The sequence below is a fragment of the Streptomyces sp. NPDC025618 genome, assembly GCF_055558795.1.
On sequence record NZ_JBVHLW010000006.1, the window covers coordinates 196,989 to 216,836 of the forward strand.

A 19,848-nucleotide genomic window follows, 5' to 3' on the forward strand; every position below is an offset into this window, starting at 1 on the left:
CCCCTATGCCCCATTTCGCCAAAAGCGCTGGAATTTCCCGGCACGGCGGCGGGCCCGGTGCACTTGGTCACACAAGCGCACCGGGCCGCCCGGCCGTCAGGGGGTGGGGGCGTCAGCTCCCGGCGGTCCACTCGGACCAGGGCATGTTCCAGCCGTTGAGCCCGTTGTCCGGCTGGATCGTTTTGTCATTGGAGTTCTTGACCACGACGACGTCGCCGATGAGCGAGTTGTCGTAGAACCACGCGGCCGGGGTCGACGGGTCGCCGCCGCCGCGCTGGTCGAACAGGCCCACGCAGCCGTGGCTCGCGTTCTCCGAGCCGAAGGTGCCCTCGCCCGACCAGTAGTTGCCGTGGATGAAGGTGCCGGACGTCGACAGGCGCATGGCGTGCGGCACGTCCGCGATGTCGTACTCGCCGCCGAAGCCCACCGTGTTGCCGTCCATCCGCGTCACGTCGTACTTCTCGCTGATGACCATCTGGCCGTTGTACGTCGAGTGGCCCGGGGCGCCGGCGGAGATCGGGATGGTCTTGAGCGTCTTGCCGTCCCGCTCGACCGTCATCTGGTGGCTGGCGGCGTCCACGGTGCTCACCTGGCTGCGGCCGACGGTGAACTTCACGGTCTTGTCCTGCGTGCCGTAGACCCCGGTGCGGCCCTCGACGCCGTTGAGGTGCATCTCCAGCGTCACCTTGGTGCCCGCGGCCCAGTATTTCTCGGGGCGGAAGTCGAGGCGGTCGTTGCCGAACCAGTGGGCCTTGATGGGCACGGACGGCTCGGCGGTCACCTTCACGGCCTGCTCGACGGCCTTGGCGTTCTCGATGCCGCGGCTGAAAGTGAGCGATACGGGCATCCCGACGCCCACTGTGCTGCCGTCCTCCGGCGTGAAGTAGCCGACGAATGTGTTCTGCGGGATGAGGGTGGTGAACGTCGCGTGCTTGGCGGACGTGCGGCCGTCCTTGTCCTTCGCCAGGGCGTCCACCGTGTACTTCGTGGAGGCGGCCAGGTGAGCGGTCGGCTCCCAGGACGCGCCGCCGTCGGCGATCCTGCCGTCCACGGCGGTGCCCTTGGCGTCGGCGACCTTGACGGAGGTCAGGGTGCCCTTGTCCGCGGTGACCTTGAGCGCGCCGCTCGTCGCGACGTCCTTCGCGCCGTCCTGCGGCGCGATCGTCACCACGGCCCGCGAGGGCTTGCCGTCGTCCTTCCGCGCACCGTCCTTCTTGGTGTCATCGTCCCCACCACAGGCGGTGACCAGCAACAACAGCGCCCCGAGCAGCAGCGCGAACAGGCCCCTGCGGCCGGCGCGCCCTCTCGATATCAGCTGCGTGTTCACAACGGTTGTCTCCCCTTCGCACGGCCCGCGGCCACGCGGCGCCCCCTGAGCGCGTCAGCACGCGCATGGCGATAGATAACCACATGCCACCGACCGTGCATGGCTCGCGAATGTCACCGTTCCGCAGCAAATGGGAACGGTGGTACGAGGCATACGCGTGAGGAGTGAGCTGTGGCCGAATCGAGGCATCTTAAACCGGCCACAGACCCGCCGTTGACCATCCGGCGGGGCCGCGCCCGCACAGCTCCCGCACAGGTGTCGGGTCCGATCACACGGGTGAGCGCATGCGTGGATCTGGGCAGAACTGGGGGAAGGACAGGACCGCCGACATCCGGCACGGGAAGCCGGGTGCCCGGCGCGCTGGTCGAGAGCCGCCGGAGGCGAAGACGTGTCGAGCGCACCCGAGCAACGGGCGGAACAGGACGGGCGGGACGACCGGTTCGCGGGCGCCCCCGCCCTGCCCTGTACGGAGGGCGGCGCGGCGCCGCCCGCCGTGTCCGCCGTCAACGGCCACCGGCGGCCGCCGGCCCCGGCCCGCCCGGCGGTGCGGCCGGGCAGCTCGGAGCCGCTGGGCGCGCGCTATCGCGTGGGCGCCGACGGGGTGGCGGGGACCAATTTCGCCCTGTGGGCCGGCGGGGCGGAGGCCGTCGAGCTGTGCCTGTTCGACGACGAACCGGGCCCGGGAGCCGAGGGCGCGCCGTGTCGGGAGCGTGAAACCCGCCTGCTCCTGGAGGAGTTGACGCACGAGATATGGCACGGCTTCGTCCCGGGCGTACGCCCCGGCCGCCGCTACGGCTACCGCGTGCACGGCCGCTGGGACCCCTGGACCGGCGCCCGCTGGAACCCCGCCAAGCTCCTCCTCGACCCCTACGCCCGGGCCGTGGACGGTGATTTCACCCTCCCGCCCGAGGTCTACGGACACGTCCGCGACTGGCCGCAGCAGTATGTCGCCGACACCGTGCGCGACGACCGCGACTCGGCCCCGTTCGTCCCCAAGGGCGTCGTCGTCGCGGACGACGACGACTGGGCGGACGACCACCGGCCGAAGACGCCGTGGGCCGACTCGGTCATCTACGAACTGCACGTGCGCGGCTTCACCATGCGCCACCCCGGCATCCCCGAGCGGCTGCGCGGCACCTACGCGGGGCTCGCCCACCCGGCGGCCGTCGATCACCTGGTGCGCCTCGGGGTGAGTGCCGTCGAGCTGCTGCCCGTCCACCAGTTCGCGCACGAGGAGCACCTGCTGCGGCGCGGGCTGCGCAACTACTGGGGCTACAACTCCATCGGCTATTTCGCGCCGCACGCCGGCTACGCGGCGACCGGGACGCGCGGGCGGCAGGTCGGCGAGTTCAAGCGGATGGTGCGGGCCCTGCACGCGGCGGGCATCGAGGTCATCCTCGACGTCGTCTACAACCACACGGCGGAGGGCGGCGAGCTCGGGCCGACGCTCTCGCTGCGCGGCGTGGACAACCGCCGCTACTACCGCCTCCAGGACGACGCCCGCCGCTACGCCGACTACACCGGCTGCGGCAACACCCTTCATGTGGTGCAGCCGAACGTCCTCCGGCTGATCACCGACTCGCTGCGCTACTGGGTGACCGAGATGGGCGTCGACGGCTTCCGCTTCGACCTGGCGGCGGCGCTCGCCCGGTCGATGCACGACGTCGACATGCTCTCCCCCTTCCTCGCGGTCATCGCCCAGGACCCGGTGCTGCGCCGGGTCAAGCTCATAGCCGAGCCGTGGGACGTGGGGTCGGGCGGCTATCAGGTGGGCGCCTTCCCGCCGCTGTGGACGGAGTGGAACGACCGCTACCGCGACGCCGTGCGCGACTTCTGGCGGGGCGCGCTGCCGGACGTACGGGACCTCGGCTACCGCCTGTCCGGCTCCAGCGACCTCTACGCCTGGGGCGGGCGCAGGCCGTACGCCTCCGTCAACTTCGTCACCGCGCACGACGGATTCACGCTGCGCGACCTCGTCAGTTACGAGCAGAAGCACAACGAGGCCAACGGCGAGGGCAACCGCGACGGCACCGGCGACAACCGGTCCTGGAACTGCGGCGCCGAGGGCGAGACCGACGACCCGGCCGTCCTCGCGCTGCGCAGGCGGCAGGCCCGGAACCTGCTGACCACCCTGCTGCTGTCCACCGGCGTGCCGATGCTGGTGGCCGGTGACGAGATGGGCCGCACGCAGGGCGGCAACAACAACGCGTACTGCCAGGACAACGACACCAGCTGGGTCGACTGGTCCCTCCTGGAGGACCCCGGCTGGCGGGCGCTCGCCGAGCTGTCCGGCCGGCTCCTCGCCCTGCGCCGCGCCCACCCCGTGCTGCGCAGCCGCTCCTTCTTCTCCGGCCGCCCCCAGGCCGCGGACGGGCTGCGGGACCTGGCCTGGTTCACGGCGGACGGCACGGAGATGACGGAGGCCGACTGGTACGCGCCGACGGCCACGCTCGGCATGTTCCTCTCCGGCCGGGACATCCCGCGGCGCGACCCCTCCGGTCAACCGGTCACCGACGACAGCTTCCTGACGATTCTGCACGCGGGCGCCGGGCCGGTCCGCTTCACGCTGCCCGGGCCGCCGTGGGCTTCGGCGTACGAGCTCCTCGTGAACACGGCGCTGGAGGCGCAGGCTTCGGCGCCGGGGGTGGTGCGGGTGGGGGGTACGCCGGTGGCTGTCCGCCCACGCTCGGTCCTCCTCCTGCGGGCCGTGCCGGCGGCTCCTTCCCCACCGCGCGCCTGCCCCTGACCGCCTGCGGCGGGCTTTGTTCCCCTACCCCGCCCCTTCCCGAAACCGGGGATACCCCGGACCCCAGCGCCCTGCGGGCGCGTCCTCAAAAGCCGGACGGGCTGGATATCCAGCCCGTTGGGGGCACCTCTGGGGGCACCCCCGGACGGAGTCTGGGGGAGGTAGCTGGGGGAGTTTGAGGACAACGCGCGAAGCGTGTTGCGGGGTCTGGGGCGAAGCCCCCCACGCGGCGGAGCCGCACATCAGACGCAGCCGGGAAAGGGCGGGTAGGGGAAAAGCCCGCCGCAGGCGCCGGCAACCCGCACCGAGAAAAAGACGTGGGCACGGTAAGCAGTCAACCGTACCCTCACTCCTGATGACTGCCACCCGAGAAGTGCCCCACTCAACTGCCAAGTCGCTGCTGCGACTTTGGCCCTACGTCCGCCCCGTCCGCACCCGCCTGTTCCTCGCGGCAGCCGTGGCGGTCGTCGCGTCCTGCATAGGTCTCGCCTTCCCCCTGGTGCTGAAGTGGATGGTGGACGGCCCCATCGCCGGCCGCGACCCGTCGGGCGTCTGGCTGGGCGGTGCCCTGCTGCTGGCCCTCGGCGTCGTGGAGGCGGTGCTGTTCACCGCGCGCCGCCGGCTGATCGCCCGCCCGCTGGCCGGCGTCGAGGCGGACATGCGGGCGGACCTCTACGCCCGCCTCCAGCGGCTGCCGGTGGCCTTCCACGACCGGTGGCCCTCGGGGCAGTTGCTCTCGCGCGGCACGACCGACCTGATGCTGCTGCGGATCTTCCTGGCGTTCCCGCTGACCTTCCTGCTGGTCAACGGGGTGACCATCGTGGTCGGCTTCGTCATTCTGCTGATGCAGCAGTGGCTGCTGGGCCTGGTGCTGCTGGCACCGGTGGTGCCGCTGGTCGCGCTCTGCTGGACGTTCGAGGAGCGCTACTCCCGGGCCGCGCGCACCGCGCAGGACCAGGTGGGCGATCTGACGACAGCCGTCGAGGAGAGCGTCCTCGGCATCCGCATCATCAAGGGCTTCGGGCGGCACCACCGCCAGGAGCGCGCCTTCATGGCGCTCTCGGGCCGGCTGCGGTCGACAGAGCTGCGCAAGGCGGGCCTGCTGGGGACGCTCTGGGCGCTGATCATGATCCTGCCGGAGCTGGCGATCGGGGCGGCGCTGCTGCTCGGGGTGGTGCAGGTCGCCGACGGCGAGCTGTCGGCCGGCACCCTGGTGGCGTTCCTCTCGACGGCGCTCGCGCTGCGCTGGCCGGTGGAGTCGATCGGCTTCCTGCTCGCGGTGACGAACGAGTCGGCGACGGCCGCCGACCGCTTCTTCGAGGTGCTCGACACGGAGCCGCCCGCCGAAGCTCCCGAAGCCCCGGACGTCCCCGAGGCGCCCGACGCGCCGGTGCCCGCCCGGCCGCGGGGCGGCGGAATCCGCCTGGAAGGCGTCGAGTTCCGCTACCCCGACGCGCCCGCCGGGTCCCCGCCCGTACTGCGCGGCATCGACCTGCACATCAGACCCGGCGAGACCATGGCGCTCGTCGGCACCACCGGCAGCGGCAAGACCACCCTCACCGCGCTGATCCCGCGCCTCCACGAGGCGACCGCCGGGCGGATCACCCTCGACGGCCGGGACATCGCGACGCTCCCCCGCGAGCGGCTGCGCGAGCTCGTCTCCGTCGCCTTCGAGGACCCCACGCTCTTCTCGGCCACCGTCGCCGAGAACGTCCTGATGGGCGCCGCGCACGCCCAGGAGGGCGATCTCGTACGGGCGTTGTCGGTCGCCCAGGCCGACTTCGTGCACGCCCTGCCCGACGGCCCCGCCACCCAGGTCGGCGAGCAGGGGCTGAGCCTGTCCGGCGGGCAGCGGCAGCGCCTCGCGCTGGCCCGCGCGGTCGTCGGCTCGCCCCGCTTCCTCATCCTCGACGACCCGCTCTCCGCACTCGACGTCCACACCGAGGCCCTGGTGGAGGCGGCGCTGCGCGAGGTGCTGGCCACGACCACGGCCCTGGTGGTCGCCCACCGCCCGTCCACCGTCCTGCTCGCCGACCGGGTGGCCCTGCTCTCCGGCGGGCGCGTCACGGCGGTCGGCACCCACCACGAACTGCTGCACGGCAACGAGGAGTACGCGTCACTGATGTCCGGCCGGAACGACCACGCCTTTCAGGGAGGGCCGGGACGATGACCACCACCGTCTCCGGGGAGCAGGCCGAGGAGGCCGGGCCGGCGGACGCCGGTGACCCGGTCACCCGGGACGTCCTGCCCGCGCCCAGGGGCGCCTCCCGCGCGCTGCTGCGCTCGCTCCTCGCCCCCGCCCGGGGCGCCGTCCGGTTCGCCGTCGTCGTCCTGCTGCTCCAGCAGGCCGCCGTCCAGGCGGGCCCGCTGCTGGTGGCGTACGCCATCGACCGCGGGGTGCCCGCGGTGCGCCACGGCGACCACGGCCCGCTGCTCGCCGTCGGCGTCGGCTACGCCCTGTGCGCGCTGGCCTCCGGCCTGCTCCAGCTGGCCTTCGTGCGGCTGTCCGCCCGTATCGGCCAGGACATGCTCCTGGACCTGCGCGGCCGGATCTTCCGCCACGCGCAGTCGCTCAGCATCGACTTCCACGAGCGCTACACCTCCGGCCGGCTGATCTCCCGCGCCACCTCCGACGTCGAGTCGATCCGCGAGCTGCTCAACGACGGCCTCCAGGAGCTCATCGCCGTCGCCCTGTCGGTGGTGTACGTCTCGGCCACGCTGCTCTGGCTCGACCTCGGCATCGGGGGCGCGGCCCTGCTGTCCTTCGCGCCGCTGTATCTCTTCGTGCGCTCCTACCAGCGGCGCGCGCTGGTCGTCTACGGCGAGCGGTCCACGGCGATCGCGGCCGTCATCGTGAAGTTCACCGAGACGATGAACGGCATCCGGCCGGTGCAGGCGTTCCGCCGGGAACGCGCCAACGACGCGCACTTCGCCGAGCTCAACTCCCGCCACCGGACGGCCAATGCGGCCGCGACGCTGGAGATGGCCCGCTACATCTTCTCGTCGCGGATGGTGGCCAACGTCGCGCTGGCGGCGATCGTCCTGTGGAGTGCCTACCGGGTGGCCTCCGGCGGCCTGGCGCTCGGCGTGCTCGCGGCCTCGGTGCTCTACCTGCGGCGGCTGTACGACCCGATCGACCGGCTCGGGATGTTCCTCAACACCTATCAGTCGGCCGCCGCGTCCCTGGAGAAGATCGCCGGTCTGCTCGCCCAGCGCCCCTCCGTCCCCGAGCCCGCGCACCCCAGGACGCTGCCGGAGCGGCCCGCGGGCGCTCCGGGCCGTGAGGTGGTCTTCGACGGGGTGCGCTTCGCCTACCGCACGGGCGGCGAGGTGCTGCCCCGCTTCGGCCTGACCCTGGCCGCCGGGCGGACGGTGGCCGTCGTCGGCTCCACCGGCGCCGGCAAGTCCACGCTGGCCAAGCTGCTCGCCCGGTTCTACGACCCGACCGAGGGCGAGGTGCGGCTCGACGGCGTCCCGCTGCGCGAGCTGGCCGTGCCGGAGCTGCGCCGCGGGGTCGTCATGGTCACCCAGGAGTCGTTCCTGTTCTCCGGCACGGTCGCGGAGAACATCGCGATCGGCCGCCCCGACGCGACGCGCGCGGAGCTGGAGCGGGCGGCGAAGGCCATCGGCGCGCACGACTTCATCACCGCGCTGCCGGACGGTTACGACACGGACGTCCGCAAGCGCGGTGGCCGGATCTCGGCGGGCCAGCGTCAGCTGATCGCCTTCGCCCGCGCGCTCCTCGCGGACCCGGCGGTCCTCATCCTCGACGAGGCGACGTCCTCGCTGGACATCCCCGGCGAGCAGGCGGTGCAGGCCGCGATGCGCACGGTGCTGCGCGGGCGGACGGCGGTGGTGATCGCGCACCGTCTGTCGACGGTCGAGATCGCGGACCGGGTGCTGGTCATGGCGGACGGCCGGGTCGTGGAGGACGGCACACCGGCCGAGCTCATCGCGGGCACGGGCCGCTTCGCGGACCTCCACCGGGCCTGGCGGGACAGCCTGGTCTGAGATCGGGCGGTCCCCGGCGGGGGCCGCCCGTCATTGGACTGCACCATTTCCGGTCGCGCTGGCACCCTCCGGCCGTCCCATCCGACGGCCCCCGCGGCGGAGTTCAAGGGTCCCCCACCCCGCATCCTTCCCGATCCGCTATGCGGACCCCGCTTGTTCGTCAACGGACGCTATCCGGCCAACTTGCCGCCACGCTCCTGACACGTACATGCCTGCGGTGGCACTCTTCCCTCCACCGACGCACAGCTCCCCCACAGGATTCTCGGCAGGGCGTCGTGTGATCCCTTTTCCTTCATCGGCTTCCCCCCACTGACGCATCGCTTTCCCCCTCGCTCTGTCCGCGCGGCCGACTCGGCCGCCCGGCCGCCCTTCGGCCACCCACCGTGGCCATCGCAGAAGGAGTCAGTGTGAGACCCACCCCCCATAGGCGCGCAGTCGCCACCGGCGCACTGGTCGCCGTCACCGCGGTCCTCGCCGTCGGCGCGCAGACCGGCGCCGCCACCGCGAAGTCCGACCACGGCACCGCGGGCCGCAAGGTCGTCGCCAAGGCCGACCCCGGCGCGCTGCCCGCCAAGCTCACCCCCTCGCAGCGCGCCGAGCTGATGCGCGAGGCCAACGCGACCAAGGCGCGCACCGCCCGGACGCTCGGCCTCGGCGCCAAGGAACAGCTGGTCGTCAAGGACGTCGGCAAGGACGTCAACGGCACCAGCCACACCCGCTACGAGCGCACCTACGACGGCCTGCCGGTGCTCGGCGGGGACCTCGTGGTCGACGCGACCGGGAGCGGCACGGTCAAGACCGTCGCCAAGGCCACCAAGGCCCGGCTGGCGGTCGCCACCACCACGCCGTCGCTGGCGGCCTCCGCCGCCGAGAAGGACGCGGTGAAGGCCGCGAACGCGCAGGGCTCGAAGGCCACCAAGGCCGACGCGGCGCCGCGCAAGGTGATCTGGGCCGCGAACGGGACGCCGGTCCTCGCGTACGAGACGGTCGTCGGCGGTCTCCAGGACGACGGCACGCCCAACCAGCTGCACGTCGTCACGGACGCGAAGACGGGCAAGAAGCTCTTCCAGTACCAGGGCATCAAGACGGGCACGGGCAACACCCAGTACAGCGGCCAGGTCAGCCTCGGCACGACGCAGTCCGGCGGCTCGTACACCCTCAACGACGGCACGCGCGGCGGGCACAAGACGTACAACCTGAACCACGGTTCGTCCGGCACGGGTTCGCTGTACACCAACTCCACCGACGTGTGGGGCAGCGGCAGCAACAGCGACCCGGCCACCGCCGGCGCCGACGCGCACTACGGCGCCCAGCTCACCTGGGACTACTACAAGAACGTGCACGGCCGCTCCGGCATCCGCGGCGACGGCCAGGGCGCGTACAGCCGGGTCCGCTACGGCAACAGCTACGTCAACGCCTTCTGGGACGACGGCTGCTTCTGCATGACCTACGGCGACGGGTCGGGCAACGCCAAGCCGCTGACCGCGATCGATGTGGCCGCGCACGAGATGACGCACGGCGTCACCGCCGCCACCGCCAACCTCACCTACAGCGGGGAGTCCGGCGGGCTGAACGAGGCGACGTCCGACATCATGGCCACCGCCGTGGAGTTCTGGGCGAACAACCCGAGCGACCCGGGTGACTACCTCATCGGCGAGAAGATCGACATCAACGGCAACGGCACGCCGCTGCGCTACCAGGACAAGCCGAGCCGTGACGGCCGCTCCAAGGACGCGTGGTACTCCGGCCTCGGCGGACTCGACGTGCACTACTCCTCGGGCCCGGCCAACCACTGGTTCTACCTCGCGTCCGAGGGCAGCGGCCCGAAGGACATCAACGGCGTGCACTACGACAGCCCGACCGCCGACGGGCTGCCGGTCACCGGCATCGGCCGGGACAACGCCGCGAAGATCTGGTTCAAGGCGCTGAGCCAGCGCATGCAGTCCAACACGAACTACACGGGCGCGCGGGACGCGACGCTGTGGGCCGCCGGTGAGCTGTTCGGCGTCGGCAGCGAGACGTACAACAACGTCGCCAACGCGTGGGCCGCCATCAGCGTCGGCAGCCGGGTCTCGTCCGGCGTGACCGTCACCGCCCCCGGCGACCAGACCAGCATCGTGAACACGGCGGTCCAGCTCCAGATCAAGGCGACGAGTTCGACGGCCGGCGCGCTGACCTACTCGGCCTCCGGGCTGCCCGCCGGGCTGTCGATCAACGCCTCGACCGGTCTGATCTCCGGCACGCCGACCGCGACCGGCACCAGCACGGTGACCGTGACGGTGAAGGACACGGGCGGCAGGACCGGCACCGCCACCTTCAAGTGGACCGTGAACACCACGGGCGGCGGCAGCGTCTTCGAGAACACCACCCCGGTGGCGATACCCGACGCGGGAGCGGCCGTCACCTCGCCGATCGTCGTGACGCGCAGCGGCAACGGCTCGTCCGCGCTGAAGGTGGACGTGAACATCACGCACACCTACCGCGGTGACCTCCGGATCGACCTGATCGCGCCCGACGGCAAGTCGTGGCGGCTGAAGGACTCCGACACGTGGGACTCCGCGGCGGACGTCAAGGAGACGTACACGGTCGACACCTCCGGCTCCTCGGCCACCGGCACGTGGAAGCTCCAGGTCCAGGACGTGTACGCGGGTGACAGCGGCACCCTCAACAGCTGGCGGCTCAGCTTCTAGCGCACGGTCCGGACGCCGCCCGGGGAGAGCTCGACTCCCCCGGGCGGCGTCTGTCATCTCCTCGCGGGGCGCTAGCGCAGCAGCACCCCCGCCCCCTCCCCCGTCGCCTCCGACGGCAGGGTCACCAGCCCCATCTCCGCACCGCTGGCCAGCAGATGGTGGGCCGGCAGGATCCGCACCGTGTAGCCGAACGGTCCCGTGCGGTCGAGCGTCAGCGGGCCCTCGTAGAGCCGGCGGCCGTCGAGGCCCGGCGCCCCCGTCGGCTTCAGGGGGAACGTCGACGTGCGGCTCAGGCAGTCCGCGGGGTCGACGCGCCCGGCGACCGCCTGCACCTCGACATCCGCGGGTTCGAGCCCGCCGAGGGTGACGCTCACCCGCAGGGAGACCGTGGAGCCCAGCTCCGCCGTGCCGTTGAGCGCGGTGTCCGCGACCGCCTCGACGTGGTCGACGGCGACCCCCGGCCACGCGTCGCGCACCCGCCGCTTCCACTCCGCCAGCTCCCTGGCGGCCTCCGGGCCCAGCGCGCGCTGGGCCTCGGCGGCGGGCCCGTAGAGCCGCTCCACGTACTCCCTGACCATGCGCCCGGCCAGCACCTTAGGGCCGAGGGTGGTGAGCGTGCCGCGGACCATCTCGATCCAGCGGCCGGGCAGCCCGCCCGCGCCCCGGTCGTAGAAGCGCGGCGCGACGCGCTCCTCCAGCAGCCGGTAGAGGGCGGTCGCCTCCAGGTCGTCGCGCCGGTCCTCGTCCGTCGCTGCGCCGTCGGCGGTGGGGATGGCCCAGCCGAAGTCGGGTTCGTACCACTCGTCCCACCAGCCGTCCAGGACGGACAGGTTGAGACAGCCGTTGAGCGCGGCCTTCATGCCGGAGGTACCGCACGCCTCCAGGGGGCGCAGCGGGTTGTTCAGCCAGACGTCGCAGCCGGGGTAGAGCTTCTGGGCCATGGCCATGCCGTAGTCGGGCAGGAAGACGATGCGGTGGCGCACGCGCGGGTCGTCGGCGAACCGCACGAGCTCCTGCACGAGGCGCTTGCCGCTGTCGTCGGCCGGGTGGGCCTTGCCGGCGACGACGATCTGGATCGGCCGCTCGGGGTGGAGCAGCAGTTCCATCAGCCGGTCGCGGTCGCGGAGCATCAGGGTGAGGCGCTTGTACGACGGGACGCGGCGGGCGAAGCCGATGGTGAGGATGTCGGGGTCGAGGACGCCGTCGATCCACCCGAGTTCGGCGGTGCCCGCGCCGCGCTCGCGCCAGGAGGCGCGCAGCCGGCTCCGCACCTCTTCGACGAGCTGTTCGCGCAGGGTGCGGCGCAGTTCCCAGATGTCGGCGGCGGCGATGCCGTCGACGGCGTCCCAGCGCCGGGAGCCGCCGACGGTGAGGGCGTCCTCGGCGCGCCCGGCGCCGACCTGCCGGGCGCCGAGCCGCATGACCTCGGGGGCCACCCAGGTGGGGGCGTGGACGCCGTTGGTGACGGAGGTGATGGGCACCTCCTCGGCGTCGAAGCCGGGCCACAGGCCGGCGAACATCTGGCGGCTGACCTGGCCGTGGAGGGTGGAGACGCCATTGGCGCGCTGGGCCAGGCGCAGGCCCATGACCGCCATGTTGAAGAGGTTGGGCTCGCCGCCGGGGTAGCTCTCCAGGCCGAGTTCGAGGACGCGTTCGACGTCGATGCCGGGGAGTTCCCCGGCGGGGCCGAAGTGGCGGGCGACGAGCTCGCGGTCGAAGCGGTCGATGCCGGCGGGCACGGGCGTGTGGGTGGTGAAGACGGCTCCGGCGCGCACGCTCTCCAGCGCGGCGTCGAAGTCTGCGCCCCGTTCTGCGAGTTCGCGGATGCGCTCAAGGCCGAGGAATCCGGCGTGGCCCTCGTTGGTGTGGAAGACCTCGGGCTCGGGGTGGCCGGTGAGCCGGCAGTACGTACGCAGCGCGCGCACCCCGCCGATGCCCAGGAGCATCTCCTGGAGCAGCCGGTGCTCGCCCCCGCCGCCGTAGAGCCGGTCGGTGACGTCGCGCTCGCGGGGGCCGTTCTCCTCGACGTCGGAGTCGAGGAGGAGCAGGGGTACGCGGCCGACGTGGGCCTGCCAGATGTAGGCGAGCAGACAGCGGCCGCCGGGGAGGGCGAGGGAGACGCGGCTGGGGGTGCCGTCGGGTTCGCGGAGCATCCGCAGCGGGAGCTCGTTGGGGTCGAGCAGGGGGTAGTGCTCCTGCTGCCAGCCCTCGCGGGAGAGGGACTGGCGGAAGTACCCGTGGCGGTAGAGCAGTCCGACGCCGATGAGGGGGACGCCGAGGTCGCTGGCGGACTTGAGGTGGTCGCCGGCGAGGATGCCGAGGCCGCCGCTGTACTGCGGGAGGGCGGCGGTGATGCCGAACTCGGGGGAGAAATAGGCGACGGCGGCGGGCAGTCCCGCGGGCTGTTCCTGATACCACCGGCGGCCGGTGAGGTAGTCGTGCAGATCGTCGGAGGCGGCGGCGAGGCGGCGGCGGAAGCGGCGGTCCTCGGCGAGGGCCGCCAGCCGGTCGGCGGCGACGGACCCCAGCAGCCGCAGGGGGTCCCCGGCGGCGGCCCGCCAGCCGTCGGGGTCGACGGACTGGAAGAGCTCGCGCGTCTCGGGGTGCCAGGACCAGCGCAGATTGCGCGCCAGCTCGCTGAGCGGTCGTAGGGGCTCCGGAAGGACGGGGCGCACACTGAATCGACGAATGGCCTTCACTGTCACGACGGTAGCGCCGTGGCGCTCCCGATTCCGGGTTGTCGGGGACACTGCCCGCCGCGGCCGGGAGCGTGCGGCGAATGCGCCCCGTGGTGCCGGACGGGTGTGTGGATATACCTGTGGAGCGGGCCGGTGGCGGCGCTGCCACGGCGGCCCTCTCAGCCCAGCGGGCTCCGCCGCCTACAGCACACGTGCGAGCGCCGAATACGTCACGCGTACAGCAAGCGCTCCGGCAGCCGGGCGACCCTACGGCTCATGTGGTGGCCGCGGGCCCCGCGGTACCCCGTCCGGCCGCCGCCTATCCCCTTGCGGAACATTGCACACGATCGGCCCAGCGGGGAGACTTCCTACGGGTGACGGGATGCCGACCGTCCTCCCCTCGCGGTGCCACGGGAACTACGCACCGGTAGGTCCCACGGGACGGGCATGCTCGCCAGGTGCCGATGGGAAAGCTCACACGGTATGCACGGAAGTCAGCGTCACCACCCCGTCGTCCACGGCTCCGTATCCGGCGCAATTCCTCCGCGTCCACCCGGGTGAACGCGGGCAGGAGCAGTCATGCCCGCGCCCGGCCGAGAACCGGCGGAGCCGATAGAAAGAACAGAACCGCCAGACCTCCCGATTCCGTCGAACCTCCAGGTGATCCCATGATCGGTCGCATCCCCGTCCTGGACCTCGGCCCGCTCGTGGACTGTGGCCGCAGACCGGTCAAGGCCGTGGCGGGCGAGTCCTTCCAGGTGACCGCCACCGTCTTCCGCGAGGGCCATGACGCGGTGGGCGCGAACGTGGTGCTGCGGGGGCCCGCGGGCCGCTCCGGGCCGTGGACGCCGATGCGGGAGCTGGCGCCCGGCACCGACCGCTGGGGCGCCGAGGTCACCCCGGACGCGGAGGGCCGCTGGACGTACGCGGTGGAGGCGTGGAGCGACCCGGTGGAGAGCTGGCGGCACCAGGCCCGGATCAAGATCCCGGCCGGGATCGACTCCGAACTGGTCCTGGAGGAAGGCGCGCTGCTCCACGAGCGGGCCGCCGCCGGGGTGCCGAAGAACGACGGCCGGGAGGCGGTGCTCGCCGCCGTCGACGGCCTGCGGGACGCCGGCCGCCCGCCCGCCGGGCGGCTCGCCGCCGCGCTGGCCCCCGACGTCACGGCGGCGCTGGCCGCCCACCCGCTGCGCGAGCTGGTCACCAGCAGCCGGCCGGTGCCGGTCCTCGTCGAGCGCGAACGGGCGCTGTTCGGCTCGTGGTACGAGCTCTTCCCCCGCTCCGAGGGCGCGCGGCTGCCCAAGGACGGGCCGCCGGTCAGCGGCACCTTCCGGACGGCGGCCGAGCGGCTCCCGGCCGTCGCGGCCATGGGCTTCGACGTGGTCTACCTCCCGCCGGTGCACCCCATCGGCACCGCCTTCCGCAAGGGCCCCAACAACGGCCTCACGGCGGGCCCGTACGACGTGGGCAGCCCCTGGGCGATCGGCTCCGCCGACGGCGGGCACGACGCCCTCCACCCGGACCTCGGCACCTTCGAGGACTTCGACCACTTCGTGGCGCGGGCGCGCGAGCTGCGCATGGAGGTGGCGCTCGACTTCGCGCTCCAGTGCTCCCCGGAGCACCCGTGGGTGGAGAAGCACCCCGAGTGGTTCCACCACCGCGCCGACGGCACCATCGCGTACGCCGAGAACCCGCCGAAGAAGTACCAGGACATCTATCCGCTGGCCTTCGACGCGGACTTCGACGGGCTCGTCCGGGAGACGCTGCGGGTGCTGCGCTTCTGGATGGCGCGCGGGATCCGGATCTTCCGGGTCGACAATCCGCACACCAAGCCCGTGTCCTTCTGGGAGAAGGTCATCGGCGACGTGGGCCGCACGGACCCCGATGTGGTGTTCCTGGCCGAGGCGTTCACCCGGCCGGCCATGATGCGCACGCTCGGGGCGATCGGCTTCCAGCAGTCGTACACCTACTTCACCTGGCGCAACTCCAAGCAGGAGCTCACCGACTACGTCACCGAGCTGGCGGGGGACGCGAGCGCGGCGTGCATGCGGCCGAACTTCTTCGTCAACACCCCCGACATCCTGCACGCCTATCTCCAGGACGGCGGCCGCGCGGCGTTCGAGATCCGGGCCGTGCTCGCCGCGACGCTCTCCCCCTCCTGGGGTGTCTACGCCGGTTACGAGCTGTGCGAGAACACCCCGGTGCGGGCGGGCAGCGAGGAGTATCTGGACTCCGAGAAGTATCAGCTGCGGCCGCGCGACTGGGCCGCGGCGGAGCGCGAGGGGCGCAGCCTCGCGCCGTTGCTCACCGTGCTCAACCGGCTGCGGCGGCGGCAGCCCGCCCTGCGCCGGCTGCGCAACGTGCGTTTCCATGACGCCGACAACGACGCCGTCATCGCCTATTCCAAGCGGGCCGGCGGCCCCGGCGGCTCCTGTGTGCTGACGGTCGTCAACCTCGACCCCCACCACACCCAGGAGGCCACGGTCTCGTTGAACATGCCGGAACTCGGCCTCGAATGGCACGAGTCCGTCCCGGTGCGCGACGAGCTCACCGGAGAGACCTATCACTGGGGCAGGGACAACTATGTGCGCCTGGAGCCGGGCCGTTCCATCGCGCCCGCGCACGTGTTCTCGCTGCGACCGTCCTCACCGATCGGAGGGTCACCCACACCATGATCGTCAACGAGCCCGTCCCCGACACGTTCGAGGACACCCCCGCGAAGGATCTGGATCCGGACTGGTTCAAGCGCGCCGTCTTCTACGAGGTGCTCGTCCGGTCGTTCCAGGACAGCGACGGCGACGGCATCGGCGACCTCAAGGGTCTGACGGCCAAGCTGGACTATCTGCAGTGGCTGGGCGTGGACTGCCTGTGGCTGCCGCCGTTCTTCCAGTCACCCCTGCGCGACGGCGGCTACGACGTCTCGGACTACACCTCGGTGCTGCCCGAGTTCGGTGACCTCGCCGACTTCGTGGAGTTCGTGGACGCGGCGCACCAGCGCGGTATGCGCGTCATCATCGATTTTGTCATGAACCATACGAGCGATCAGCACGAGTGGTTCCAGCAGTCCCGCGCGGATCCGGAAGGCCCCTACGGCGACTACTACGTCTGGGCCGACGACGACAAGCAGTACCAGGGCGCGCGGATCATCTTCGTGGACACCGAGTCCTCGAACTGGACCTTCGACCCCGTCCGCAAGCAGTATTACTGGCACCGCTTCTTCTCCCACCAGCCGGACCTCAACTACGAGAACCCCGCCGTGCAGGAGGAGATCCTGGCGGCGCTGCGGTTCTGGCTCGACCTCGGCATCGACGGCTTCCGGCTCGACGCCGTGCCCTATCTCTTCGCCGAGGAGGGCACCAACTGCGAGAACCTGCCGCGCAGTCACGAGTTCCTCAAGCGGGTGCGGGCCGAGATCGACGCGCACTACCCCGACACCGTGCTGCTCGCCGAGGCCAATCAGTGGCCGGAGGACGTCGTCGACTACTTCGGCGACTTCGCCGACGGCGGCGACGAGTGCCATATGGCCTTCCACTTCCCCGTGATGCCGCGCATCTTCATGGCCGTACGGCGGGAATCCCGCTATCCGGTCTCGGAAATCCTGGCCAAGACCCCGGCCATTCCCGCGCGCTGCCAGTGGGGCATCTTCCTCCGCAACCACGACGAGCTCACCCTCGAGATGGTCACGGACGAGGAACGCGACTACATGTACGCGGAGTACGCCAAGGACCCGCGGATGCGCGCCAACATCGGCATCCGGCGCCGGCTCGCCCCGCTGCTCGACAACGACCGCAATCAGATCGAGCTGTTCACCGCGCTCCTGCTGTCGCTGCCCGGCTCGCCGATCCTCTACTACGGTGACGAGATCGGCATGGGCGACAACATCTGGCTCGGTGACCGCGACGGCGTGCGGACACCGATGCAGTGGACGCCGGACCGCAACGCGGGCTTCTCCTCCTGCGATCCGGGGCGGCTGTATCTGCCGACCATCATGGACCCGGTCTACGGCTATCAGGTCACCAACGTCGAGGCGGCGATGAGCAGCCCGTCCTCGCTGCTGCACTGGACCCGGCGGATGATCGAGATCCGCAAGCAGAACCCGGCCTTCGGACTCGGCTCCTACACCGAGCTGTCCTCCAGCAATCCCGCGGTGCTGGCCTTCCTGCGCGAGGTGCGGGTGCCGGGGCAGCGGGACGACGACCTGGTCCTGTGCGTGAACAATTTCTCGCGCTTCGCACAGCCGACCGAGCTCGATCTGCGGGCCTTCAACGGCAGGCATCCGGTCGAGCTCATCGGCGGGGTGCGCTTCCCGGCCATCGGGGAGCTGCCCTACCTGCTGACCCTCGCGGGTCACGGCTTCTACTGGTTCCGGCTGCGGCAGAGCGCGCCCCCGCCGCCGGGACACTGAGCCGCGCCCGTGCGCGTCCGGGCCCGATCGGGCGCGCACGGGCGGTTTTCCCCCGCGAAGCCTGGGAACCCTCACTACTACGCACGGGCCGGACCGAACTGATCGATTCCGCCGCCGAGGCCCCTTCTCCTCACGGGCCGACAGCACGCACCGCAACGATCGCACGCACCGAACGCAGGGGGCCACCCGTGGCCGCCGGGGCTGACCGTACGGACGATCCTCGCCCGACACGTCCCGCACCGCACACCGGTCAAAGCCGCAATCCGGGACACTTTGCCCAATCTGTCGTGTGCCCGGGGAAAGGACGCGACGCCATGTCGGACGCTGCACCGTCCCACCGCGGGACCACCCGCCGGGGGACGACCCCCGGACCTCTGTTGTCCTCGGTCCGTGCCGCCTCGGCCAACGCCGCGCCGCGGACGGACGCCGCCGGGGCGGGACTGCTGAGTTCCCTGGTGCCGCTGCTCGCGGAGTGGCTGCCCCGGCAGCGGTGGTTCGCGGGCAAGGGGCGTCCGATCACCGGCTTCACGCTCGTCACGGCGACCGAGCTGCTCCCGCACGTCCCCGGCAGCACCGCGCCCGGCCTGCTGCACCTGCTCGTACGGGCCCACCAGACCGGCTCTCCCACGGCCCGCCCCGGCCCCCTCGACGCACCGGGCCCCGCCGTGCACACGGGCAGCGACGACTGCTATCAACTCCTGCTCGGCATCCAGGACGTGCTGCCGCCCCATCTCGCCGCCACGCTCATCGGCCGCCCCACCGGCGGCCCCCTGCACGGCCGCACCGTCTACGAGGGCCTCGCCGACCCCCGGCTCGCCGCCCTCCTCCTGGAGCGGCTGCGGACGCCCGGCCGCCTCGGACCGCTGCGCTTCACGCGCGAGGAGGGCGCCGTCATCCCCGCCGGGCTGACCCCCCGGCTGCTCACCGCCGAGCAGTCCAACTCCTCGGTGATCTACGGCGAAACGTATATCCTCAAGCTCTTCCGCCGCGTCTGCCCCGGCACCAACCCCGATCTCGAACTGCCCCGCGCGCTCGCCGCCAGCGGCTGCAACCGGGTCCCGGCGCCCGCCGCGTGGTTCGAGGCCGAGCCGCCGGGACCGGACGCCGACGCCCTCACGCTCGGCGTCCTCCAGCCCTATCTGACCGGTTCCGCCGACGGCTGGCAGCTCGCGCTCAGCGCGCTCGCCGTGCGGGCCGACTTCACCGCCTCCGCCCGCGCGCTCGGGCACGCCACCGCCGAGGTCCACGGCGCGCTCGCCGAAGCGCTGCCCACCGTCGTGCTGCGCCGCCCCCAGCTGGAGCACCTCGCCGCCGCGATGACCCGCCGCCTGGACGCCGCCGCCGACGCCGTGCCCGCCCTGCGCCCCTACCGGGCCGCGCTGCGCGCCGCGTACGACGAACTCGCCGCGCTCGGCCGGGCCGGGCGCACCTGGCGCGCCCAGCGCATCCACGGCGACCTGCACCTCGGACAGGCGCTGCGCACCGCCGAGGACGGCCGCTGGGCGCTCATCGACTTCGAGGGCGAGCCCGCCCGCCCGCTGGCCGAGCGCTGCCGGCCGCAGCCCGCGGCCCGGGATGTCGCGGGCATGCTGCGCTCCTTCGACTACGCGGCCGCCGTCGGGCGCGCGAGCGGCAGCACCTGGTCCGCGCGCGCCCGCGCGGCCTTCTGCGAGGGCTACGCCACGGTGCGCGGCGACCCCCGCGAGGACCCCCAGCTGCTGCGCGCCCACGAGACGGACAAGGCCGTCTACGAAGTCCTCTACGAGGCCCGCCACCGCCCGGACTGGCTGCCCGTGCCGATGTCGGCGATCCGCCGGCTGGCGGAATCCCCGGCGGCGGGCGAGGCTGTCGCGGGAGCAGCCGTGGCGGACGAAGGCGTCACCGGACCCGTGCCGGGGAGCGGGACGCCCGCATGACGAACCTCCGCATGCCGATTCTCCGCGTGAGAACCTCCGCGTGACGAACCGGAGCCCAGCACCGCAGATCCGCCC

9 protein-coding genes are annotated in these 19,848 nt (G+C 72.2%); 7 read left to right on the forward strand and 2 right to left on the reverse strand.

The window, feature by feature from the left end; all coding sequences use genetic code 11:
- Positions 1-112 precede the first annotated feature (112 nt).
- Positions 113-1,327, reverse strand: coding sequence for a L,D-transpeptidase (locus ACZ4A5_RS08980; protein ID WP_467580130.1), 1,215 nt, complete (start codon positions 1,325-1,327; stop codon positions 113-115).
- A 388-nt stretch (positions 1,328-1,715) separates the two neighbouring features.
- On the opposite strand from ACZ4A5_RS08980, the gene glgX reads away from it, so the two are divergent.
- The 4 genes from glgX to ACZ4A5_RS09000 all read left to right on the forward strand — a co-directional run bounded on the left by glgX (position 1,716) and on the right by ACZ4A5_RS09000 (position 10,774).
- Positions 1,716-4,073: a glycogen debranching protein GlgX gene (gene glgX, locus ACZ4A5_RS08985; protein WP_467580133.1), complete on the forward strand. Its 2,358-nt coding sequence runs from the start codon at positions 1,716-1,718 to the stop codon at positions 4,071-4,073.
- Positions 4,074-4,428: 355 nt separating this feature from the next.
- Positions 4,429-6,243 (forward strand): ABC transporter ATP-binding protein, encoded by a 1,815-nt coding sequence (locus ACZ4A5_RS08990; protein ID WP_467580136.1) that lies wholly within the window; start codon positions 4,429-4,431, stop codon positions 6,241-6,243.
- A complete protein-coding gene (locus tag ACZ4A5_RS08995; protein WP_467580139.1) occupies positions 6,240-8,084 on the forward strand; it encodes an ABC transporter ATP-binding protein in 1,845 nt (614 codons plus the stop codon). Before ACZ4A5_RS08990 ends, ACZ4A5_RS08995 begins: the two co-directional genes overlap by 4 nt.
- Positions 8,085-8,491: 407 nt before the next feature.
- Entirely contained in the window at positions 8,492-10,774 is a 2,283-nt protein-coding gene (locus tag ACZ4A5_RS09000) for a M4 family metallopeptidase (protein ID WP_467580142.1), read from the forward strand.
- Between the two features lie 71 nt (positions 10,775-10,845).
- Here ACZ4A5_RS09000 and glgP read toward each other — a convergent pair whose 3' ends face one another.
- Positions 10,846-13,473 (reverse strand): alpha-glucan family phosphorylase, encoded by a 2,628-nt coding sequence (gene glgP, locus ACZ4A5_RS09005; protein WP_467580145.1) that lies wholly within the window; start codon positions 13,471-13,473, stop codon positions 10,846-10,848.
- 647 nt (positions 13,474-14,120) lie between these two features.
- Between glgP and ACZ4A5_RS09010 the strand changes: the two genes are divergently transcribed.
- The 3 genes from ACZ4A5_RS09010 (at position 14,121) to ACZ4A5_RS09020 (ending at position 19,773) form a co-directional block, all read left to right on the forward strand.
- Complete coding sequence (locus tag ACZ4A5_RS09010; protein WP_467580148.1) at positions 14,121-16,127, forward strand: alpha-1,4-glucan--maltose-1-phosphate maltosyltransferase; 2,007 nt, start codon at positions 14,121-14,123, stop codon at positions 16,125-16,127.
- A complete protein-coding gene (gene treS, locus ACZ4A5_RS09015) occupies positions 16,124-17,857 on the forward strand; it encodes a maltose alpha-D-glucosyltransferase (protein WP_398869747.1) in 1,734 nt (577 codons plus the stop codon). The genes ACZ4A5_RS09010 and treS overlap by 4 nt, the downstream gene beginning before the upstream one ends.
- A gap of 314 nt (positions 17,858-18,171) precedes the next feature.
- The gene (locus ACZ4A5_RS09020) at positions 18,172-19,773 is read left to right on the forward strand and encodes a maltokinase N-terminal cap-like domain-containing protein (RefSeq protein ID WP_467580151.1); all 1,602 of its coding nucleotides are present in this window, start codon (positions 18,172-18,174) and stop codon (positions 19,771-19,773) included.
- Positions 19,774-19,848 lie beyond the last annotated feature (75 nt).